The sequence below is a fragment of the Tranquillimonas rosea genome, from assembly GCF_900111315.1.
Taxonomy (GTDB): domain Bacteria; phylum Pseudomonadota; class Alphaproteobacteria; order Rhodobacterales; family Rhodobacteraceae; genus Tranquillimonas; species Tranquillimonas rosea.
In genome coordinates this window covers 469,398-488,391 of the sequence record NZ_FOGU01000001.1, presented here as the reverse complement: position 1 = coordinate 488,391, position 18,994 = coordinate 469,398, and the positions used below count along the sequence as shown (strand labels likewise).

The window sequence follows — 18,994 nt, the reverse complement described above, 5'->3', positions numbered from 1 at the left end:
CGAGGGGGGAAGATGGTCGATCTGGTCATATTCGATTGCGACGGCGTGCTGGTCGACAGCGAGGTGCTGAGCGCCGACGCGCTGATCGCCGAGCTTCGCGGCGTCGGGCTCGAGATCACCCGCGAAGATGTCAGAAAGCACTTTCTGGGCCGCAGCTTCCCCACGGTCGCCGCGATGCTGTCGCGGGACTTCGGGGCGGTGCTGCCGCCGAGCTTCGAGGCCGACTACCGCGCCCGGCTGCTGCGCGATTTCGAGGACCGCCTGACCCCGACACCGGGGCTTCCCGCCGTGCTGTCCGAGATCTCGGTCCCGGTCTGCGTGGCCACCTCCAGCAGCCCCGCCCGCACGAAGCGCGCGCTCGAGGTGGCGGGGCTGTCCGCCCATTTCGGGCCCCACGTGTTCACCGCCTCGGAGGTCACACACGGCAAGCCGGCGCCGGATCTGTTCCTGCACGCCGCGGCGCGGATGGGCGCGAGACCGCGGGACAGCCTGGTGATCGAGGACAGCGTGCCGGGGCTCGAGGCGGCCGAGGCGGCGGGGATTCCCTCGCTGCGCTTCGTCGGCGGGGCGCATCTGGCGGGCGAGACCGCGGAGCTGCCTGCCGGCACTCTCGGGAGCTTTGACAACTGGCGGGAATTGGCGCAGGTCTGTCCCTCGTTATTCCGGGAGGAGCAGGATGGGGCGCAGCTCGAACGGTGACTCATCGCGGCTGAACGAGGCCGCGCGTGCCGGCTGGCTCTATTACGTCGCGCGCAACACGCAGGACGAAATCGCCCGCAAGCTTGGCGTCTCGCGCCAATCGGCACAGCGGCTGGTGTCGCTCGCGGTGAGCGAACGGCTCATCAAGGTGCGGATCGATCACCCGATCTCGGATTGCATGGAGCTGGCGCAGGAATTGTCCGAGCGCTACGGCCTGGAACTCTGCGAGGTCGTGCCCAGCGACCCCGATGCGCCCGACCTGCTGGACGGGATCGCGATCGCCGCCGCCGAAGAGATCGAGCGCGTGCTGAAATCGCCCGAACCCAGGATCATCGCCATGGGCACGGGACGCGCCCTGCGCGCGGCGGTCGAGGAGGTGCCTGGCATGGACTGCCCTCAACACCGGATCGTCTCGCTTCTGGGCAACATGATGAACGACGGCTCGGCCTCGCCGTTCAACGTCGTCATCCGGCTGGCCGAGCGGGTGAACGCGCGGCACTACCCGATGCCGCTGCCTGTGCTCGCCCGGAATCCCGAGGAACTGCGCGTGCTCCACGCGCAGGAGCCGGTGCGCAACACGATGGAGCTGTGCCGCAGGGCCGATGTCTGCTTTGTCGGCGTGGGCAATATCGACGAGACCGCGCCGCTGGTGAAGGACGGCTTCGTCCGCCCGGACGAGAGCCGCACGCTGGAAAAGGCCGGTGCGGTGGGCGAGATCACCGGCTGGTCGTACGATTCCGAGGGTCGGCTGATCCCGGACCTCCTGAACGCTCGCATCGCCAGCGCACCCCTGCAGGCGGGCGAAGGGCGGCCGATGATCGGGCTCGCCACCGGCGCCAGCAAGGTCGAGGCGATCCGGGGCGCTCTCAAGGGTGGGCTGCTGACCGGTCTCATCACCAGCGAGGCCACGGCGCGGGCGTTGCTGGGCAAGGCCTGACGCCACCTCGGCAGCCGAACAGATTACCCTCAGTTCGAGTGCGTGGGCTCGCTGCAGTGCGGCGATTCCAAGGGCTTGACACGACTCGGCCATGAGGTGAGGATTTGCCCATACTTGTGGCATATGCTCACAAAGACGTTTGGGAGGACTCTATGACTAAGGCGACGCGCGCCCTTTTGGGCGCTACCTTTCTGACGGCCATGGCTCTGCCTGCCGTCGCGCAGGAAACGACCCTGACCATCGCGACCGTGAACAACGGCGACATGATCCGGATGCAGGGCCTGACCGAGGATTTCAAAGAACAGCATCCCGACATCGCCCTGGAATGGGTGACGCTGGAAGAGAACGTGCTGCGCCAGCGCGTCACGCAGGACATCGCCACCCAGGGCGGCCAGTTCGACGTGATGACCATTGGCAACTACGAGGTGCCGATCTGGGCCAAGCAGGAGTGGCTCCTACCGCTGGAAGGCATGCCCGAAGGCTACAACACGGACGACATCCTGCCCGCGATCGCCGAGGCGCTGACGGTGGACGGCACGCTCTATGCCGCTCCGTTCTACGGTGAATCGGCGATGGTGATGTACCGCACCGACCTGGCCGAGGAGGCCGGCGTCGAGATCCCCGATCAGCCGACCTGGACCGACATCCGCAACGCCGCCGAGGCGATGACGGACAAGGAGAACGAGGTCTACGGCATCTGCCTGCGCGGCAAGGCCGGCTGGGGCGAGAACATGGCCTTCCTGACCGCCATGGCGAACTCCTACGGTGCGCGCTGGTTCGACATGGACTGGGCGCCGCAGTTCGACAGCGAGGAGTGGAACGCCACGCTGACCGATTACCTCGACATGATGAACAACTACGGTCCTCCGGGCGCGTCCTCGAACGGGTTCAACGAGAACCTCGCGCTGTTCCAGCAGGGCAAGTGCGGCATCTGGATCGACGCCACCGTCGCCGCCTCGTTCGTCACCGACGAGGATGAATCGACCGTCGCAGACAGCGTGGGCTTCGCGCAGTTCCCCAACAAGGAAGGCGTCGACAACCGCGGCAACTGGCTGTGGTCGTGGAACCTGGCGATCCCGTCGTCGACCGACGCGCCCGAGGCCGCCAAGCAGTTCGTCGCCTGGGCGACCTCGCAGGGCTACACCGAGCTCGTCGCCGAGGACGAAGGATGGGCCGCGGCACCTCCGGGTACGCGCACCTCGCTCTACGAGAACGAGCAGTACCAGGAAGCGGCGCCCTTCGCCGAGATGACGCTGAACTCGATCAACGCGGTCGATACCAACGCGCCCTCGGTCCAGGAGACGCCGTATACCGGCGCCCAGTTCGTCGCCATCCCCGAGTTCCAGGGTATCGGCACCGCGGTGGGTCAGCAGTTCTCGGCCGCGCTGGCCGGCCAGATGGACGCCGCGCAGGCGCTGTCGGGCGCGCAGACCTCGACCCAGCGCACCATGGACCGCGCCGGCTACGGTAGCGAGTAAGGCTCCTCCTACGGGGGCGGCGACATGCCGCCCCCGTACCCCAGGCCGCGGCGACGCGGCATGAGTGGTCGCACATCCGCTCCTCGGGTTCCTCGTGCGGCCGATCCCTTCGCCCGTCTTCAGGACACGCGCCATGGCCACACAACATTCCCGCGCCGCCGCCCGCCTGATGATCTCGCCCGCCGTGATCCTGCTTCTCGGTTGGATGCTCATCCCGCTCGGCATGACGATCTACTTCTCGTTCCTGCGCTACAACCTGCTGATGCCGGGCACCGAAGCCTGGGCGGGGTTCGAGAACTACAGTTACTTCCTCACCGATCCGGCCTTCTTCGCCGCGATCTGGAACACGCTCTTCCTCGTCGGGGGCGTCCTGCTGATCACCGTGGTCGGCGGCATCCTCCTTGCGCTTCTGCTCGACCAGCCGTTCTGGGGGCAGGGGATCGTCCGGCTCCTGGTGATCGCGCCGTTCTTCGTGATGCCCACCGTGTCGGCGCTGGTCTGGAAGAACATGTTCATGAACCCGGTGAACGGGCTCTTCGCCTTCCTTGCGGATGCGATCGGGATGCAACCCGTGGACTTCTTCGCCGAGATACCCCTGTTGTCGATCATCCTGATCGTCGCCTGGGGCTGGCTGCCCTTCGCCACGCTGATCCTGCTGACCGCGATGCAGTCGCTCGACGGCGAGCAGCTCGAGGCGTCCGAGATGGACGGGGCCGGGGCCGTCAGCCGGTTCTTCCACATCGTCCTGCCGCACCTGGCGCGGGCGATCACGGTCGTCATCCTGATCCAGACGATCTTCCTGCTGTCGATCTTCGCCGAGATCCTCGTGACCACGAATGGCGGTCCGGGCACGGCGACGACCAACCTGACCTTCCTGGTCTACGCCGAGAGCCTCCTGCGCTTCGACGTCGGCACCGGGTCCGCCGGCGGCGTCGTGGCCGTCATCCTCGCCAACATCGTTGCGATCTTCCTGATGCGGATGATCGGCAAGAACCTGGACGCCTGAGCCATGGCACGCGCTGTTTCAACCCGCCGCAAAGCCGCCGTCACCGCCCTGGCCTGGACCATCGGGATCCTGATCTTCTTCCCGATCTTCTGGACCATCCTGACGAGCTTCAAGACCGAGGCCGAGGCGGTGGCGACGCCGCCCTCTCTCTTCAACTTCAACTGGACTCTCGAGAACTACACCACCGTGCAGGACCGCTCGAACTACGGGCGGCACTTCCTGAACTCGGTCGTGATCTCGCTCGGATCGACTTTCCTCGGGCTGGTGATCGCCGTGCCCGCGGCCTGGGCGATGGCCTTCGTGCCCGGCAAGCAGACCAAGAACGTCCTGATGTGGATGCTCTCCACAAAGATGCTGCCGCCGGTGGGCGTGCTGATCCCGATCTACCTGATCTTCCGCAACACCGGGCTTCTGGACACGCGGGTCGCACTGATCATCGTGCTGACGCTGATCAACCTGCCGATCATCGTCTGGATGCTTTACACCTACTTCCGCGAGATTCCCGGCGAGATCCTGGAAGCGGCGCGGATGGACGGGGCGACGCTGCGCTACGAGATCCTCTACGTGCTCACGCCGATGGCGCTGCCCGGCATCGCCTCGACCTTCCTTCTCAACGTGATCCTGGCCTGGAACGAGGCGTTCTGGACCCTGAACCTGACCGCGGCCAACGCCGCCCCGCTCACGGCGTTCATCGCCAGTTATTCCAGCCCCGAGGGCCTGTTCTATGCAAAGCTTTCGGCGGCCTCCACAATGGCGATCGCGCCCATCCTGATCCTCGGCTGGTTCAGCCAGAAGCAGCTGGTGCGCGGCCTGACATTCGGCGCAGTGAAGTGAGACCGACATGGGACGCATAACGCTCGACAAGATCACCAAAAGCTTCGGCGACGTGCAGGTCATTCCGCCGCTGGACCTGACAATCGAGGACGGCGAGTTCGTCGTCTTCGTCGGCCCCTCGGGCTGCGGCAAGTCCACGTTGCTGCGCCTGATCGCCGGCCTCGAGGACGTCAGCAGCGGCGAGATCCGCATCGACGGCAAGAACGCGACCGAGACACCGCCCGCGAAACGCGGACTGGCCATGGTGTTCCAGTCCTACGCGCTCTACCCGCACATGAGCGTGCGCAAGAACATCGCCTTCCCGCTGCGCATGGCGGGCATGGACCAGAAAGAGCAGGACCGCCGGATCGACAACGCCGCGAAGGTCCTGAACCTCAGCGACTATCTCGACCGGCGGCCGGGTCAGTTGTCGGGCGGCCAGCGCCAGCGTGTCGCCATCGGCCGCGCCATCGTCCGCGAACCGGCGGCGTTCCTCTTCGACGAGCCGCTTTCGAACCTCGACGCGGCGCTCAGGGTGGGGATGCGGCTCGAGATCTCCGAGCTGCACAACCGGCTCGAGACGACGATGATCTACGTCACACACGACCAGGTCGAGGCGATGACGATGGCCGACAAGATCGTCGTCCTGCGCGCCGGCCTGATCGAACAGGTCGGCTCGCCGCTCGATCTCTACAAGCATCCGCGCAACCTGTTCGTCGCCGGCTTCATCGGCTCGCCCACCATGAACCTGATCGCTGGAGAGCCGGCCCGCGCCTATGACGCGACCACGATCGGCGTGCGGCCGGAACACATGGCGCTGTCGACCGAGAGCGGGAAGTGGACCGGCAAGGTGGGCGTCGCCGAGCATCTCGGCTCGGACACGTTTCTGCACATCCACGAGACCGGACTGGCCGAGACGATCACCGTCCGCGCCGACGGCGAGGTGACGCTGCGCCACGGCGACACTGTCCATCTCACCCCGGTCGAGGACAAGATACACCGGTTCGACGGAGAGGGGATGCGCATCTCATGAGGCTGGAAGGAAAGACCGCACTCATCACCGGCGCCGGACGCGGGATCGGCCTGGCCTTCGCCAAGGCCTATGTCGCCGAGGGCGCCCGCGTTGCCATCGCCGACATCGACATGGACGCCGCCCGCAAGGCGGCGGGCGAGATCGGCCCCGCCGCGATCGCCGTCGAGATGGACGTCACCCGTCAGGACAGCATCGACACCGCCGTCACCGAGGCGGCCGAGCGGATGGGCCGGATCGACATCCTGATCAACAACGCCGCGCTCTTCACGGCCGCACCGATCGTCGAGATCGAGCGCGCGGATTACGACAAGGTGTTCTCGGTCAACGTGGCGGGGACGCTCTTCACCATGCAGGCCGTGGCCCGGCACATGATCACCCGCGGCGGTGGCGGCAAGATCATCAACATGGCCAGCCAGGCGGGCCGCAGGGGCGAGCCGCTGGTCGCGGTTTATTGCGCGACCAAGGCGGCGGTCATCTCGCTGACCCAGTCGGCGGGTCTGAACTTGATCGAGCACGGCATCAACGTGAACGCCATCGCGCCCGGTGTGGTCGACGGCGAGCACTGGGACGGTGTCGATGCCTTCTTCGCCAAGTACGAGAACAAGGCGCCGGGGCAGAAGAAGAAGGAAGTCGGCGACAGTGTGCCCTACGGCCGCATGGGCACCGCCGCGGACCTGACCGGCATGGCGATCTTTCTGGCCAGCCCCGAGGCCGACTACATCGTGGCGCAGTGCTACAACGTCGACGGCGGACAGTGGATGAGCTGATGGACCTGGGACTGAACGGAAAACTCGCCGTCGTGACCGGGGCCAGCAAGGGCATCGGCCTGGGCATCGCCCGCGGCTTTGCCCGAGAGGGCGCGAACGTGATTGTCACCGCGCGGACCCGCTCGGCGGTCGATGAAGCCGCCGCCGACATCGCGGCCGAGTTCGGCGTGGAGGCACGCGGCGTCGCCTCGGACGTGGCCACCGCCGAGGGGTGCGAGGCCATCGTCGGGGCCGCGGCAGAGATGGGCGGGGCCGACATCTTCGTGTCGAACGCGGGCACCGGATCGAACGAGACGGTGATGGACGCGCCCGACGAGAAATGGCTCGACTTCTGGAACCTGCACGTGATGGCGGCTGTACGTCTGTCGCGCGGCCTGGCGGCGCAGATGGCGGACAAGGGCGGCGGCGCCATCCTGATGAACGCGTCGATCTGCGCCGTGCAGCCGCTGTGGTACGAGCCGATCTACAACGTCACCAAGTCCGCGATGATGATGTTCGGCAAGTGCCTGTCGGCGGAACTGATCGACCGCAACATCCGCGTGAACACGGTCAATCCGGGTCTCGTGCGCACCCCTGACTGGGAAAACACCGCCCGCGAACTCAAGGGCGACCGGTGGGAGGACTATCTTCAGGAGGTCGCCGACGAACACGCCACGATCCGCCGCTTCGCCAGTGTCGACGAAGTGGCCGATTTCTGCGTCTTTCTTTGCTCCGAGCGCGCCAGCTATGCGGTCGGAAGCGCCGTCCATGTCGACGGCGGGATGCTCAAGACCGTCTGAGGAGGTCCAATGACAGAAGCGCTTTCCGCTGCCACCCTCGGCTCGCTGCCGCAGGAGGTGGCCCGGCCCGGCTATGACCGGTCCAGCCTCAAGCCCGGCATCCTGCATGTGGGTGTCGGCAACTTCCACCGGGCCCACCAGGCGGTCTATCTCGACCGGCTGTTCGCCTCGGGCCGCGACCATGACTGGGGGCTGGTCGGTGCCGGCGTGCGCGAGGGCGACGCGCGGATGCGCGACCGGCTGGCCGCGCAGGACTGGCTCTATACCGTGGTGGAACTGGACCCCGCCGGCCTGTCGGCGCGGGTGGTCGGAACGATCGCCGATTTCGTGCCGGTGGAGCCCGAGGCGAATATCGCGCGCATGGCCGACCCCGAGATCCGCATCGTGTCGCTGACCGTGACCGAGGGCGGCTATTACATCGACGCTGACACCGGCGGGTTCGACGAGGCGCATCCCGACATCCAGGCCGACCTTTCGGGCCATTCGCGGCCCAAGACCGTGTTCGGCCAGATCTGCGCCGCCCTGACGCGGCGGTTCGAGGCGGGGGTGCAGCCCTTTACCGTCATGTCGTGCGACAACATCCCGTCGAACGGCGACGCGACGAAGCAGGCCGTACTGGGATATGCCCGGCTGTGCGATCCCGACCTCGCGCTGCGGATCGAGGCCGAGGTCGCGTTCCCCAACGGCATGGTCGACTGCATCACGCCCGCCACCTCCCCGCGCGAACTGGCGATGGTGCGGGACCAGTTCGGCATCGAGGACGCAGCGCCGGTGGTCTGCGAGCCGTTCCGCCAGTGGGTGCTCGAGGATCACTTTCCCGCCGGGCGCCCGGCGTTGGAAGAGGTCGGCGTGGAGTTCGTCGAGGACGTGCTGCCCTACGAGCTGATGAAGCTGCGGATCCTCAACGGGGGCCACGCGGCGATCGCCTATCCCTCGGCGCTTCTGGGGCACGAGCTGGCCGATCAGGGCATGGCGGATCCGGACGTGGCCGCCTGGTTGCACGCGCTCGAGACCCGCGAACTGATGCCGACGCTCGAGCCGATCCCCGGCGTCGACTACGGCGCCTACCGCGACAAGGTGGCCGAGCGGTTCGCGAACGCCAAGGTCGGCGACACGATAGCGCGGCTCTGTCTCGACGGTTCGAACCGCCAGCCCAAGTTCATTCTTCCGGCGGTGCGTGAGGCCCTTCGCGACTCCAAGCGGTTCGACGGGCTGGCGCTGGAGGTCGCGCTCTGGTGCACCTATTGCCGCGGGCAGGACGAGGCGGGGCGCGACATCCATCTCGACGATCCGCGCGCCGAGCAGCTTCGCGCCGCCGCGCAGGCGTCGAAGACGGATGCCGGCGCCTTCCTGCGCCAGGGCGACATCTTCGGCACCCTCGGCGAGGATCGCCGCTTTGCCGACGCCTTCGCCGATGCGCTGTCCCGGATCGAGCGTGACGGCGTCCGCGACACCCTGCGCGCCTACGTCCAGGGGGGGTGATCGGGGCGCCTCGGCGCGGCCGCGTCGGCGGATTGTATGCCGAAATAGACTGACACCGCGGCGGGTTGCAGCTTTACACGGTGTCGGCGGGCGTTAGCCTGCTTCGGGAATCCAGACACGGAGCGGCGATGAGCCCCCTCGACGACCATCCGCTGCGGTACAAGCTTGCCAACGAGCTTCACGCACGCCCGTTCCCCACTCTCGAAGCGCCCTGTTTCGCCGCCTACCTGGCGGTGAAACAGCCGCGCAACGCCGCCGGCCGCGACCGCGACGCCGACCGCGCGCACCTGATCGCCATGCTCGACCGGTTCGGCGCGGCCCATCCCGAACCGGACGCCACGCATTATTTCGGTCGGATCGGCAAGTACGATCTCAAGTGGGAGCAGCACACCGAGTTCGTCACCTACACCGTCTTCGGAAACGGCGTGGCCGAGCGCCCCTTCGACCCCGCCATGTTCGAGGTCTATCCGAAGGACTGGCTTGCCGACGCGCCGGGCACCCGCATCACCTCGGCGCTGATCCGGGTGGAGCCCGCGCCACCGGCCGAAACCATGCGCGAGCGGATCGACGACTGGTTCGTGCCCGAAAGCCTCGCCGTGAGCCGCGTGCTCGACGACACCGCGGTGATCGCCGGCGACTTCCGCATAGACCCCGCGGGGCACATGCGTATGGCCGTCTTCGCCCAGCCCGAGGCCGGGCCGCGCCGGATCGGCCGCGTCGTCCAGCGCCTGTGCGAGATCGAGACCTACAAGGCGATGTCGATGCTCGGGCTCTCGCGCTCGCGCGAGCTGGGGCCGAAGATGTCCGAGATCGACGGCGAACTGACCCGCCTGATGACCGACATGACCGGCGACGTCAGCCGGCCCGATACGACGCTCAAGTCGCTCCTGGGCGTGTCGGCCGAACTCGAGACGCTGTCGGCGCAGACGTCGTTCCGCTTCGGCGCGACCGAGGCCTACGAGGCGCTGGTCAATCAGCGCACCCGTGTCCTGCGCGAGGAACGCTTCGAGGGGCGGCAGACCTTCGGCGAGTTCATGATGCGCCGCTTCGACCCGGCGATGCGGACCGTAGCGGCGACGCAGAAGCGCCTGCACGAGATGTCCGAGCGCGCGATCCGCGCAGGCAACCTGTTGCGGACGCGCGTGGATGTCGAACGCTCGGCGCAGAACCAGAAGCTGCTCGAAAGCATGGACCAGCGCGCCGACCTGCAGCTGCGCCTGCAGAAGACGGTCGAGGGGCTGTCGGTGGTGGCGATCAGCTATTACGCGGTGAACCTCGTCAGTTACTTCGTTCACCCCGCGCTCGGACCGCTTGGCGTGTCCAAGCCGGTGGGCACGGCGATGATCACGCCGCTTGTCGTGCTGGCCGTCTGGATGGTGATCCGCCGCATCCGCCGCAAGGTGGAGTAGGGGGCTCAGCCAGCCGTCGGCCCGGTATGGCTGAGTTGACCCGGCGCGTCCTCGATCGTGCCCTTCGGCCGCTCGGCCAGACCGAGCGCGCCGGGCCAGAGCCGGTTGGCGCGGGCGGCGAAGACCATGGCCACCGCCGCCGCGACATTGGCCGTGGCCGCCGCCGCGGCGATGCCCGCGAACCCTGCGACCGACACGCCGATCCAGGCCAGGGGCACGTAAAGGACGAAGATCCGCGACAGGCTCATCCCCATAGACCACACGGCGCGGGACCGGGCGTTCATCGCCGCGTTCCCGGTGACGAGGACGCCGTAGCCGAACAGCGTCCACCCGACCCAGCGCAGGTATGTCGTGGCAAAGGTGGCGTCTCCGATGGCCGAGGCGAAGATGGCCGACAGCGGCTCGGCGAAGACCGCCAGCAGAACCCCCAGCGCCAGCCCGTAGACGAGACACAGCAGGAAGGTGAAGCGCACCGCCCTCTGCGCGCGCCCGACCTGCGCGGCGCCCCAGTTCTGGCCGACAACGGGCCCGATCCCCGAGGACAGCGCCAGAACCGGCACCAGTGCTAGGGTCTGAACCCGCGTCGCCGCCCCGAACCCGGCGACCGCCGTCTCGCCCAGGGTCGCGACGGCACCGGTGACGATGGCCATGCCCGCCGGGTTGATCGCGTTCGACACGGCGGCGGGCAGGCCGACCTCGACGATCCGGCGGAGCGAGCGGCCGATGCCTCTGAACGGCGCGGTATCCCAGGAAAGGTAGTTTCGCCGCGCGGCCCAGATCAGGCCGGCGGCGAGCGAGAGCACGCGCGCGATCCCGGTGGCGATCGCCGCGCCGCCGGTGCCCAGCCGGGCGATCGGCCCGAACCCGTAGATTAGCACCGGGTCCAGCGCCACGTTCACCGCCGCCACCGAGGTCATGATTATCGCCGCGCTTGCCGCGTTGCCATGGGCGCGGAACACCGCGTTCACCGTCATCATGGCCGCAAGTGCGGGAAAGGACACGCACCACCAGCCCATGTAGGCGCGGATCTCGGTCGCGACTTCGCGTCCCGCGCCGAGCGCGGCGAAGAGCGGGCCGGTCGCAAGCCAGATGACGCCGCCGGCCACGATGCCGAGCACCACCGCGAAGGCAAGCGCGTGCAGCGCCATCCGAGCGACGGAGCGCCTGTCGTCCCCGCGGCCGATCGCTTGGCTCAAGGCCGCGGTTGCGCCGGCCGACAGTCCGATCGCAAGCGAGGTGACGGCGGTGGTCACGGGATAGAGAAAGCCGACCGCCGCCAGTTGCGCCTCGCCGAGGCGGCCCAGAAAATAGGCGTCGGCCAGCCCGACGCTCAGCACCGCGAAGATGCCCACCGACATCGGCGCCGAGACCGACAGGACCGCGCGCGTGATCGGGCCGGTCGTCAGATCTCGGTCGGTCGGCATCGGGCGCTCCCCTTCCTCGGACCGAGGCCAACGGACCGGTGGCAGGGCGGTTCCGAGACGCCGGGCCCGACGCGGTCGTCGCCCGAAAATCGGGCAGCGGGGCGATGGCTGTCCGATCGGGCGCGCGGCCGCGGTGCGGAGCCTTGACCTCGTGCGGCGCCGGGCGCACCACGGTCGGGCCTGAGCGTGGGAGAGGCCGATGACAGCGAAAACCGCCGCAGCCGCAACAGCTTCGGGGCGTGGGCGATGACCGGGCCGACCGGGCCGGTTTCGGCCGCGCAGCCGGTCGAACATGGCGGGGCCTTGCCTGAAGCGGCGGACCTCGTCGTGATCGGCGGCGGCGTCGCGGGGGTGACCGCGGCGCTCTACGCCGCGCGGGCAGGGCAGAGCGTCGTCCTGATCGAAAAGGGGCGCATCGCCGGCGAGCAATCCTCGCGCAATTGGGGCTGGATCCGCCAGCAGGGCCGTGATCCCGACGAGCTGCCGCTGGTGATGGAGGCGAACCGGCGCTGGCAGGAGCTTGCCGCCGAGACGAACGAGGATCTCGGGCTCGAACGCACGGGCACCGTCTACCTGATCCGCCGCGAGGCCGACCGTGGGCGCTATGAAAGCTGGCTGCCCCATGCGCGGGAGCATGGTCTGGACACCCGCATGCTCTCGGCCCGCGAAACCGCCGAGATGTTTCCCGACGCGGCCGCACGCTGGCAGGGCGCGCTCTACACGCCGTCCGACATGCGGGCCGAGCCGTGGGTCGCCGTCCCGGCGCTGGCACGGCTGGCGGTGCGGGCCGGCGTCCGCGTGCGCGAGGATTGCGCCGCCCGCGCGCTGGATGTCGAGGCCGGCCGGATCACCGGCGTCGTCACCGAGCATGGCCGCATCCGCGCTTCGCGCGTCGTGCTGGCCGGAGGGGCATGGTCCTCGTTGTTCCTGCGGGCGCATGGCGTGCCGATCCCGCAGCTTTCCGTCCGCTCGACGGCGGCGGCGACCGAAGCGCTGCCCGAGTTCTGTCGGGGCGGGGCCGCCGATGATCGGCTGGCGTTCCGGCGGCGGCAGGACGGCGGCTACACGCTGGCACCGTCCTCGTATCACGAGATCTTCGTGGGCCCCGATGCCTTTCGCGCGCTGCCGTCCTTTCGCAGGCAATTGATGGCCGACCCCTTGGGCACGGCCTATCGCCCGTGGGCGCCCCGTGGCTGGCCCGACGCCTGGAGCACGCCGCGCCGTTGGCAGCCCGACGAAGCATCGCCGTTCGAGCGCTGCCGCGTCCTGGACCCGCCGCCCAACCGCGCGAAGGTGCGGCAGATGGCACGGCGGTTCGGCGCCGCGTTCCCCGGACTGGGCGAGATCCGCATCAAGCGGGCGTGGGCGGGGCTGATCGACACGATGCCGGACCTGGTGCCGATCCTTGATCGGTGCGAGGCGCTGCCCGGACTGGTGGTTCTGACCGGTCTCTCGGGGCACGGCTTCGGCATCGGACCGGGCGTCGGCCGGGTGGCCGCCGATCTTGCGATGGACCGCGATCCGGGTCACGATCTCACCCGCTTCCGCCTGTCGCGGTTCTCGGACGGAAGCGAACTGCGCCAGGGTCCGCATCTCTGACACCGAACCGGAAAGGAGCCTTCATGCCCGTCAAGAACCGCTTTGCCGACTGGCTTCCGGAGATCACGGAGTGGCGGCACGACCTGCACCGCAATCCCGAACTGCTGTTCGACACGCATCGCACCGCCGCGTTCGTAGCCGACAAGCTGCGCGCGTTCGGCTGCGACGAGGTGGTCGAGGGGCTGGGGCGCACCGGCGTGGTCGGCGTGATCGAGGGCCGCGCGACGGGGCGGACGATCGGGCTGCGCGCCGACATGGACGCGCTGCCGATCGAAGAGGCGACCGGGCTCGACTATGCCAGCGAAACCCCCGGCAAGATGCACGCCTGCGGCCATGACGGGCACACCGCGATGCTGCTCGGTGCCGCGCGCTACCTGGCCGAGACGCGCAACTTCGCGGGGCGGGTGGCGGTGATCTTCCAGCCCGCCGAAGAGGGCGGCGGCGGCGGCCGCGAGATGGTCGAGGACGGCATGATGGAGCGCTTCGGGATCGAAGAGGTCTACGGCATGCACAACTGGCCCGGCATCCCCACGGGCCGGTTCGCGATCCGGCCGGGGCCGTTCTTTGCCGCCACCGACGTGTTCGACATCGTCGTCACCGGGCGCGGCAGCCACGCCGCAAAGCCGCAGGAGGGGATCGACCCCACGGTCATCGCCAGCCACATCGTCCTGGCGCTGCAAACCATCGCCAGCCGCAACGTCGATCCGGTGGATCAGGTCGTCGTCTCGGTCACCGCGGTCGAGACGTCGTCGAACGCCTACAATGTCATCCCGCAGCGGGCGATCCTGAAGGGCACGGTGCGGACGCTGGACGACCGGGTGCGCGACCTGGCGCAGGAGCGGCTGACCCGGATCGCCGAACAGACGGCGCTGGCGTTCGGCGGCAGCGCCGAGGTGCGCTATGACCGGAACTATCCGGTGATGAACAACCACCCCGACGAGACCGACTTTGCCGCCGAAGTGGCGCGCTCGGTCTCGGGGCAGTGCGACAAGGCCGCGCTGATCATGGGGGGAGAAGATTTCGCGTTCATGCTGAACGCGCGGCCCGGCGCCTATATCCTCGTCGGCAACGGCGACACGGCGGCGGTTCATCACCCTGAATACAACTTCAACGACGAGGCGATCCCCGCCGGCTGCTCATGGTGGGCCGAGATCGTCGAGCAGCGCCTGCCGATCACCTGAGCGGGAAGGGGCCCTGCGAGGGTCCCCTCCCAGGGGTCGGTCAGGCGGCCTGCGCCTTGAGCGACTGCATGTCGATCACGAAGCGGTACTTCACCTCGGACGACTGGACGCGCTTCCATGCGTCGTTGATGTCTCCGATGTCGATCATCTCGACATCCGGCACCACGCCGTGCTCGGCGCAGAAGTCCAGCATCTCCTGCGTCTCGGCGATGCCACCGATCAGCGAGCCCGCCAGTGACCGGCGGCCGAACACGAGGTTGCCGCCGAACAGCTCGTCGGTGCCGTCGATGGAGCCGACGATGGTCATCGTCGCGTCCTTCTTCAGCAGTGTGAGATACGGGTTCACGTCGTGCTTGACGGGGATGGTGTTCAGCAGGAAGTCGAAGCTGCCCGCCGCCGCTGCCATCGCCTTCTCGTCGCCCGAGAGCAGCACGCTGTCGGCGCCGAGCCGCTTCGCGTCCTCGGCCTTGTCAGCCGAGCGGGTGATCATCACGACCTCGGCGCCCATCGCCGCGGCCAGCTTGATGCCCATGTGACCCAGGCCACCCAGACCGATCACGCCGACCTTGTCGCCCTTCTTGACGTTCCAGTGGCGCAGCGGCGAGTAGCTAGTGATCCCGGCGCACAGCAGCGGGGCGACGGCCTTGGTGTCGAGCTTTTCCGAGACCTTGAGGACGAAATCCTCGACCACGGTGACACTGGTTGAATAGCCGCCCATCGTCATCCCGCCGGAGACCGGGTCGGGCGAGTTATAGGTCTGCACCGCGCCGTTCTCGCAGTATTGTTCGTCGCCGTCCTTGCACGAGCCGCAATGCCCGCAGCTGTCGACGAGGCAGCCGACGCCGACAAGATCGCCTTCCTTGAAGCGGGTCACGTCGCTGCCGGTCTCGGTCACACGGCCGACGATCTCGTGGCCGGGGACGAGCGGGAATTCCGTCATGCCCCAGTCGTCGTGACCGAAATGGATGTCGGTGTGGCAGACGCCGCAATAGAGGATGTCGATGCGGACATCGTTGGGGCGCGTCTCGCGGCGGTCGATCTTCATGTGTTCGAGCGGCGCGCGCTCCTGCGGCACGCCGTAAGCGGAGACAGTCATGCTGGCCTCTTCTTGGTTAAAAACTCTGCGGCGCAGCACCTAGGCTGCGCGGCAGAGAGACCAACATGACGTCACGTGGGCGTGACCCGGCGCCTCAGCCGCCCGTGTGGCTCATGTGGCGCGACATCTGGCCGTCGAGCTTTTGCCGGGAATAGTCGAAGTCGTGGCCCTTGGGCTTGAGCGCGATGGCTCCGCGGATCGCGTTCTCGAGCGCGCGGTCGTCGTCTGGGAACTCGCGCAGCGGCTTGCGGAGATCGGCCATGTCCTCTTGCCCGAGGCACATGAAAAGCTCGCCGGTGCAGGTCAGGCGCACGCGGTTGCAGCTTTCGCAGAAATTGTGGCTGAGCGGCGTGATGAAGCCGATCTTCTGCCCGGTCTCTTCCAGCCGGACATAGCGCGCCGGGCCGCCCGAGCGTTCGGCGAGGTCCGTCACGGTGTATTGCTCGGCCAACTGCGCGCGCACGTCGTCGAGCGACCAGTACTGCCCCAGCCGATCCTCGTTGCCGATATCGCCCATCGGCATCACCTCGATCCAGGTGAGGTCCATGTCGCGCTCGGCGCACCAGCGGGTGATGCTGAAGAGTTCCTCTTCGTTGAAGCCCTTGAGCGCGACCGCGTTGATCTTGACCCGCAGACCAGCCTTCTGCGCCGCGTCGAGCCCCTTGAGCACCTGCGGCAGCCGTCCCCAGCGCGTGACCTTGGCGAACTTCTCTTCGTCAAGCGTATCGAGAGAGACGTTCACCCGGCGCACGCCCGCGGCATAGAGATCGTCCGCGAAGCGGGCCAGCTGACTGCCGTTGGTGGTCAGCGTCAGTTCCCGCAGGTCGCCCGACTCGAGATGCCGCGACATGCCGTGGAAGAACTTCATGATGTCCCTGCGCACCAGCGGCTCACCCCCGGTGATCCGCAGCTTTTCCACGCCGAGCCCGACGAAGGTCGAGCACATGCGGTCCAGCTCCTCGAGCGTGAGCAGCTCCTTCTTGGGAAGGAAGCTCATGTTCTCGGACATGCAGTAGACACAGCGGAAATCGCAGCGATCCGTCACCGAAACGCGAAGATACGAGATGGCCCGCTGGAAGGGATCGATCAGGCGGTCTGTCATGGGCCAGAGACTAAGTGCGGCGGCGCCCTGCCGCAAGGTGCGGTGGCCGTTGCGGCATGTCGGCGTGCACTCTAGGCTCCTGCCATGACCCGTGTTTCGCTTCTTGCCCTCACCGCCGCGCTGGCCTCCTGCGCACAAGTCCAATCCATGTTCGACGGCGGCGAGTCCGGCGGGCGGCCCGAGCAGACGGCCGCCGCACCGGCGCCCCAGAGCAGCCCCGCGCCGACCAGCGGCGGCAACACCGCCGACGCGCTCGACACCACGACCGACGAAGAGCGGGCCGCCGCCAGTGCGCCGCCCGATGCCGGCGAGAGCGAAGAGCTTCTCGGCGAGACCGTGGCGTCCCTTGGCGCGGCGACGGAGCAGGGGCTCTGGGTCAAGACACCGCTCGTGAGCACGACGCGCCCCGGTCGCATCGTGTATCCGGCGAACGGCAAGTCGGCCCGTGTCGAACTGCGTCCCCTCGGGGGTGAGCCGGGCGCGGGCAGCCAGGTCTCGCTGGGGGCCATGCGCACCATCGACGCCCCGCTGACCGACCTGCCGACTCTGCGGGTCTATGGTCTCTGATCGCACGGTCCTGCCGGCGGACGGCGCGGGTTGGAACGACCTGCGCGCGCGCTTCCGCTGGCAGATTCCCACGCGGTTCAACATCGCCGAGCGCTGCTGCGACAGCTGGGCCGAGAGCGAGCCCGACCGCCTCGCAGTCATCGACGTGGCGGCCGACGGGACCGCGCGCGAGTGGCGCTACATCGACCTCTACCGCGCGGCGAACCGGCTGGCCCGCGTGCTGCAGGCGCGGGGCGTCACGGCAGGGGACCGCGTGGCGATCCTGCTGCCGCAGGGGCCCGACGTGCTGATTGCGCATTTCGCGGCCTACAAGCTGGGCGCCATCGCCCTGCCTCTATTCACCCTGTTCGGCGAGGATGCGCTGCGGTTCCGGCTGGAGGACAGCGGCGCCGCTGCCATCATCACCGACCCCGCCAACCTGCCCAAGGTCGAGGCGCTGACGGCCGTGCTGCCGGGCGTGTCGACAATCGGCGTGACGGGGGCCGCACAGGCCCCGTTCCTGGACCTTCCGGTCGAGACGGCGCGGGCGTCGGACTCGCCGATCCGGGCCGAGACGGGGCCGGACGACCCGGCGGTGATGATCTATACCTCGGGCACGACCGGCTCACCCAAGGGCGCGCTGCACGCTCATCGGTTCCTGCTGGGACACCTGCCGTCGATCGAGCTGCACCACGAGTGGTTCCCAAGTCCGGGCGACCGGGGCTGGACGCCCGCCGACTGGGCCTGGATCGGCGGCCTGATGGACATGGCGCTGCCGTGCCTGCACTACGGTGTGCCGCTGGTCAGCCACCGGGCCGCCAAGTTCGACCCCGACGAGGCCTATGCCCTGATCGCCCGGCACGCGGTGCGCAACCTGTTCCTGCCGCCGACCGCGCTGCGCCTGATGCGGCAGGCGAGCGTTCCCGCCGGGGTCGACATCCGCTCGATTGGGTCGGGCGGCGAGTCCCTCGGGCCGGAGCTTCTGGACTGGGGCGAGACCGCGCTGGGGCTGAAGATGAACGAGTTCTACGGTCAGACCGAGTGCAACCTCGTGGTCTCGACCTCGCGTGGGATCGAGGACACGCCGCCGGGCGCGATGGGGCGCGCCGTGCCGGGGCACGATGTGGCGGTGATCGATGCCGATGGGGAACCGGCGCCCGCGGGCGAAAGCGGGGAGATCGCGGTGCGGCGCGGGACGCCGGTGATGTTCCTGCGCTATTGGAACCAGCCCGAGAAGACCGAAGAGAAGTTCACCGGCGAGTGGATGCGGACAGGCGATCTCGGGACCTGCGACGAAGGCGGCACCTTCCGTTTCGTCGCGCGCGACGACGACGTGATCACCTCGTCGGGCTACCGCATCGGACCGACCGAGATCGAGAGTTGCCTGGCCGGGCATCCGCAGGTCGTGATGGCGGCTGCCGTGGGCCTGCCCGATCCGGTGCGGACCGAGGTCGTGACCGCCTTCGTGGTGTTCCGCGACGGCGCCGATCCCGCCGCGCTGGAGAAGGAGCTGATCGACCGCGTCCGCACCAGGATCAGCCCCCATGTCGCGCCTCGGCGCATCGTGCCTGTTCCGTCGCTGCCGATGACAGCGACGGGAAAGATCATGCGGCGGACCCTGCGCGAGCGGGGCGCCTGAGCGG

17 protein-coding genes are annotated in these 18,994 nt (G+C 68.3%); 14 read left to right on the top strand and 3 right to left on the bottom strand.

All coding sequences use genetic code 11. The features are described 5' to 3' along the window. Window positions 1-12 precede the first annotated feature (12 nt). From BMZ25_RS02315 to BMZ25_RS02270, 10 genes are all read left to right on the top strand, one after another. The gene (locus BMZ25_RS02315) at window positions 13-699 is read left to right on the top strand and encodes an HAD family hydrolase (protein WP_218142505.1); all 687 of its coding nucleotides are present in this window, start codon (window positions 13-15) and stop codon (window positions 697-699) included. Next, window positions 677-1,636 (top strand): sugar-binding transcriptional regulator, encoded by a 960-nt coding sequence (locus BMZ25_RS02310; RefSeq protein WP_092687745.1) that lies wholly within the window; start codon window positions 677-679, stop codon window positions 1,634-1,636. Before BMZ25_RS02315 ends, BMZ25_RS02310 begins: the two co-directional genes overlap by 23 nt. Window positions 1,637-1,788: 152 nt before the next feature. Next, window positions 1,789-3,114, top strand: coding sequence for an ABC transporter substrate-binding protein (locus BMZ25_RS02305; RefSeq protein WP_092687742.1), 1,326 nt, complete (start codon window positions 1,789-1,791; stop codon window positions 3,112-3,114). A gap of 133 nt (window positions 3,115-3,247) precedes the next feature. Then, window positions 3,248-4,120, top strand: coding sequence for a carbohydrate ABC transporter permease (locus tag BMZ25_RS02300; protein WP_092687739.1), 873 nt, complete (start codon window positions 3,248-3,250; stop codon window positions 4,118-4,120). A 3-nt stretch (window positions 4,121-4,123) separates the two neighbouring features. Beyond that, a complete protein-coding gene (locus tag BMZ25_RS02295; protein WP_092687736.1) occupies window positions 4,124-4,954 on the top strand; it encodes a carbohydrate ABC transporter permease in 831 nt (276 codons plus the stop codon). A 7-nt stretch (window positions 4,955-4,961) separates the two neighbouring features. After that, window positions 4,962-5,966: an ABC transporter ATP-binding protein gene (locus BMZ25_RS02290; RefSeq protein WP_092687733.1), complete on the top strand. Its 1,005-nt coding sequence runs from the start codon at window positions 4,962-4,964 to the stop codon at window positions 5,964-5,966. Beyond that, window positions 5,963-6,733: an L-iditol 2-dehydrogenase gene (locus tag BMZ25_RS02285; protein WP_092687730.1), complete on the top strand. Its 771-nt coding sequence runs from the start codon at window positions 5,963-5,965 to the stop codon at window positions 6,731-6,733. Before BMZ25_RS02290 ends, BMZ25_RS02285 begins: the two co-directional genes overlap by 4 nt. Then, the gene (locus BMZ25_RS02280; protein ID WP_092687727.1) at window positions 6,733-7,512 is read left to right on the top strand and encodes an SDR family NAD(P)-dependent oxidoreductase; all 780 of its coding nucleotides are present in this window, start codon (window positions 6,733-6,735) and stop codon (window positions 7,510-7,512) included. Before BMZ25_RS02285 ends, BMZ25_RS02280 begins: the two co-directional genes overlap by 1 nt. A 9-nt stretch (window positions 7,513-7,521) precedes the next feature. Next, the gene (locus tag BMZ25_RS02275; protein ID WP_092687724.1) at window positions 7,522-8,994 is read left to right on the top strand and encodes a mannitol dehydrogenase family protein; all 1,473 of its coding nucleotides are present in this window, start codon (window positions 7,522-7,524) and stop codon (window positions 8,992-8,994) included. A gap of 128 nt (window positions 8,995-9,122) precedes the next feature. After that, window positions 9,123-10,403: a DUF3422 family protein gene (locus BMZ25_RS02270; protein WP_092687721.1), complete on the top strand. Its 1,281-nt coding sequence runs from the start codon at window positions 9,123-9,125 to the stop codon at window positions 10,401-10,403. A 5-nt stretch (window positions 10,404-10,408) separates the two neighbouring features. On the opposite strand, the gene BMZ25_RS02265 is transcribed toward BMZ25_RS02270, so the two are convergent. Further along, window positions 10,409-11,827: an MATE family efflux transporter gene (locus BMZ25_RS02265; RefSeq protein WP_092687719.1), complete on the bottom strand. Its 1,419-nt coding sequence runs from the start codon at window positions 11,825-11,827 to the stop codon at window positions 10,409-10,411. Between the two features lie 246 nt (window positions 11,828-12,073). On the opposite strand from BMZ25_RS02265, the gene BMZ25_RS02260 reads away from it, so the two are divergent. Next, window positions 12,074-13,426, top strand: coding sequence for an NAD(P)/FAD-dependent oxidoreductase (locus BMZ25_RS02260; RefSeq protein ID WP_092688203.1), 1,353 nt, complete (start codon window positions 12,074-12,076; stop codon window positions 13,424-13,426). A 23-nt stretch (window positions 13,427-13,449) separates the two neighbouring features. Next, entirely contained in the window at window positions 13,450-14,607 is a 1,158-nt protein-coding gene (locus tag BMZ25_RS02255) for a M20 aminoacylase family protein (RefSeq protein ID WP_092687717.1), read from the top strand. 40 nt (window positions 14,608-14,647) lie between these two features. On the opposite strand, the gene BMZ25_RS02250 is transcribed toward BMZ25_RS02255, so the two are convergent. Together BMZ25_RS02250 and moaA are read right to left on the bottom strand one after the other, a co-directional pair. Next, window positions 14,648-15,703, bottom strand: a complete 1,056-nt coding sequence (locus BMZ25_RS02250) for an NAD(P)-dependent alcohol dehydrogenase (RefSeq protein WP_092687714.1) — start codon at window positions 15,701-15,703, stop codon at window positions 14,648-14,650. Between the two features lie 94 nt (window positions 15,704-15,797). Continuing rightward, on the bottom strand, window positions 15,798-16,805 hold the full coding sequence (gene moaA / locus BMZ25_RS02245) for a GTP 3',8-cyclase MoaA (protein ID WP_092687711.1): 1,008 nt from the start codon (window positions 16,803-16,805) through the stop codon (window positions 15,798-15,800). A gap of 84 nt (window positions 16,806-16,889) precedes the next feature. On the opposite strand from moaA, the gene BMZ25_RS02240 reads away from it, so the two are divergent. Continuing rightward, window positions 16,890-17,372, top strand: a complete 483-nt coding sequence (locus BMZ25_RS02240; RefSeq protein ID WP_092687709.1) for a hypothetical protein — start codon at window positions 16,890-16,892, stop codon at window positions 17,370-17,372. Continuing rightward, window positions 17,362-18,990 carry an AMP-binding protein gene (locus BMZ25_RS02235; RefSeq protein WP_092687706.1) on the top strand — a complete coding sequence of 543 codons (1,629 nt, stop codon included), beginning with the start codon at window positions 17,362-17,364 and terminating at the stop codon, window positions 18,988-18,990. The genes BMZ25_RS02240 and BMZ25_RS02235 overlap by 11 nt, the downstream gene beginning before the upstream one ends. The last annotated feature ends 4 nt before the right edge of the window (window positions 18,991-18,994 follow it).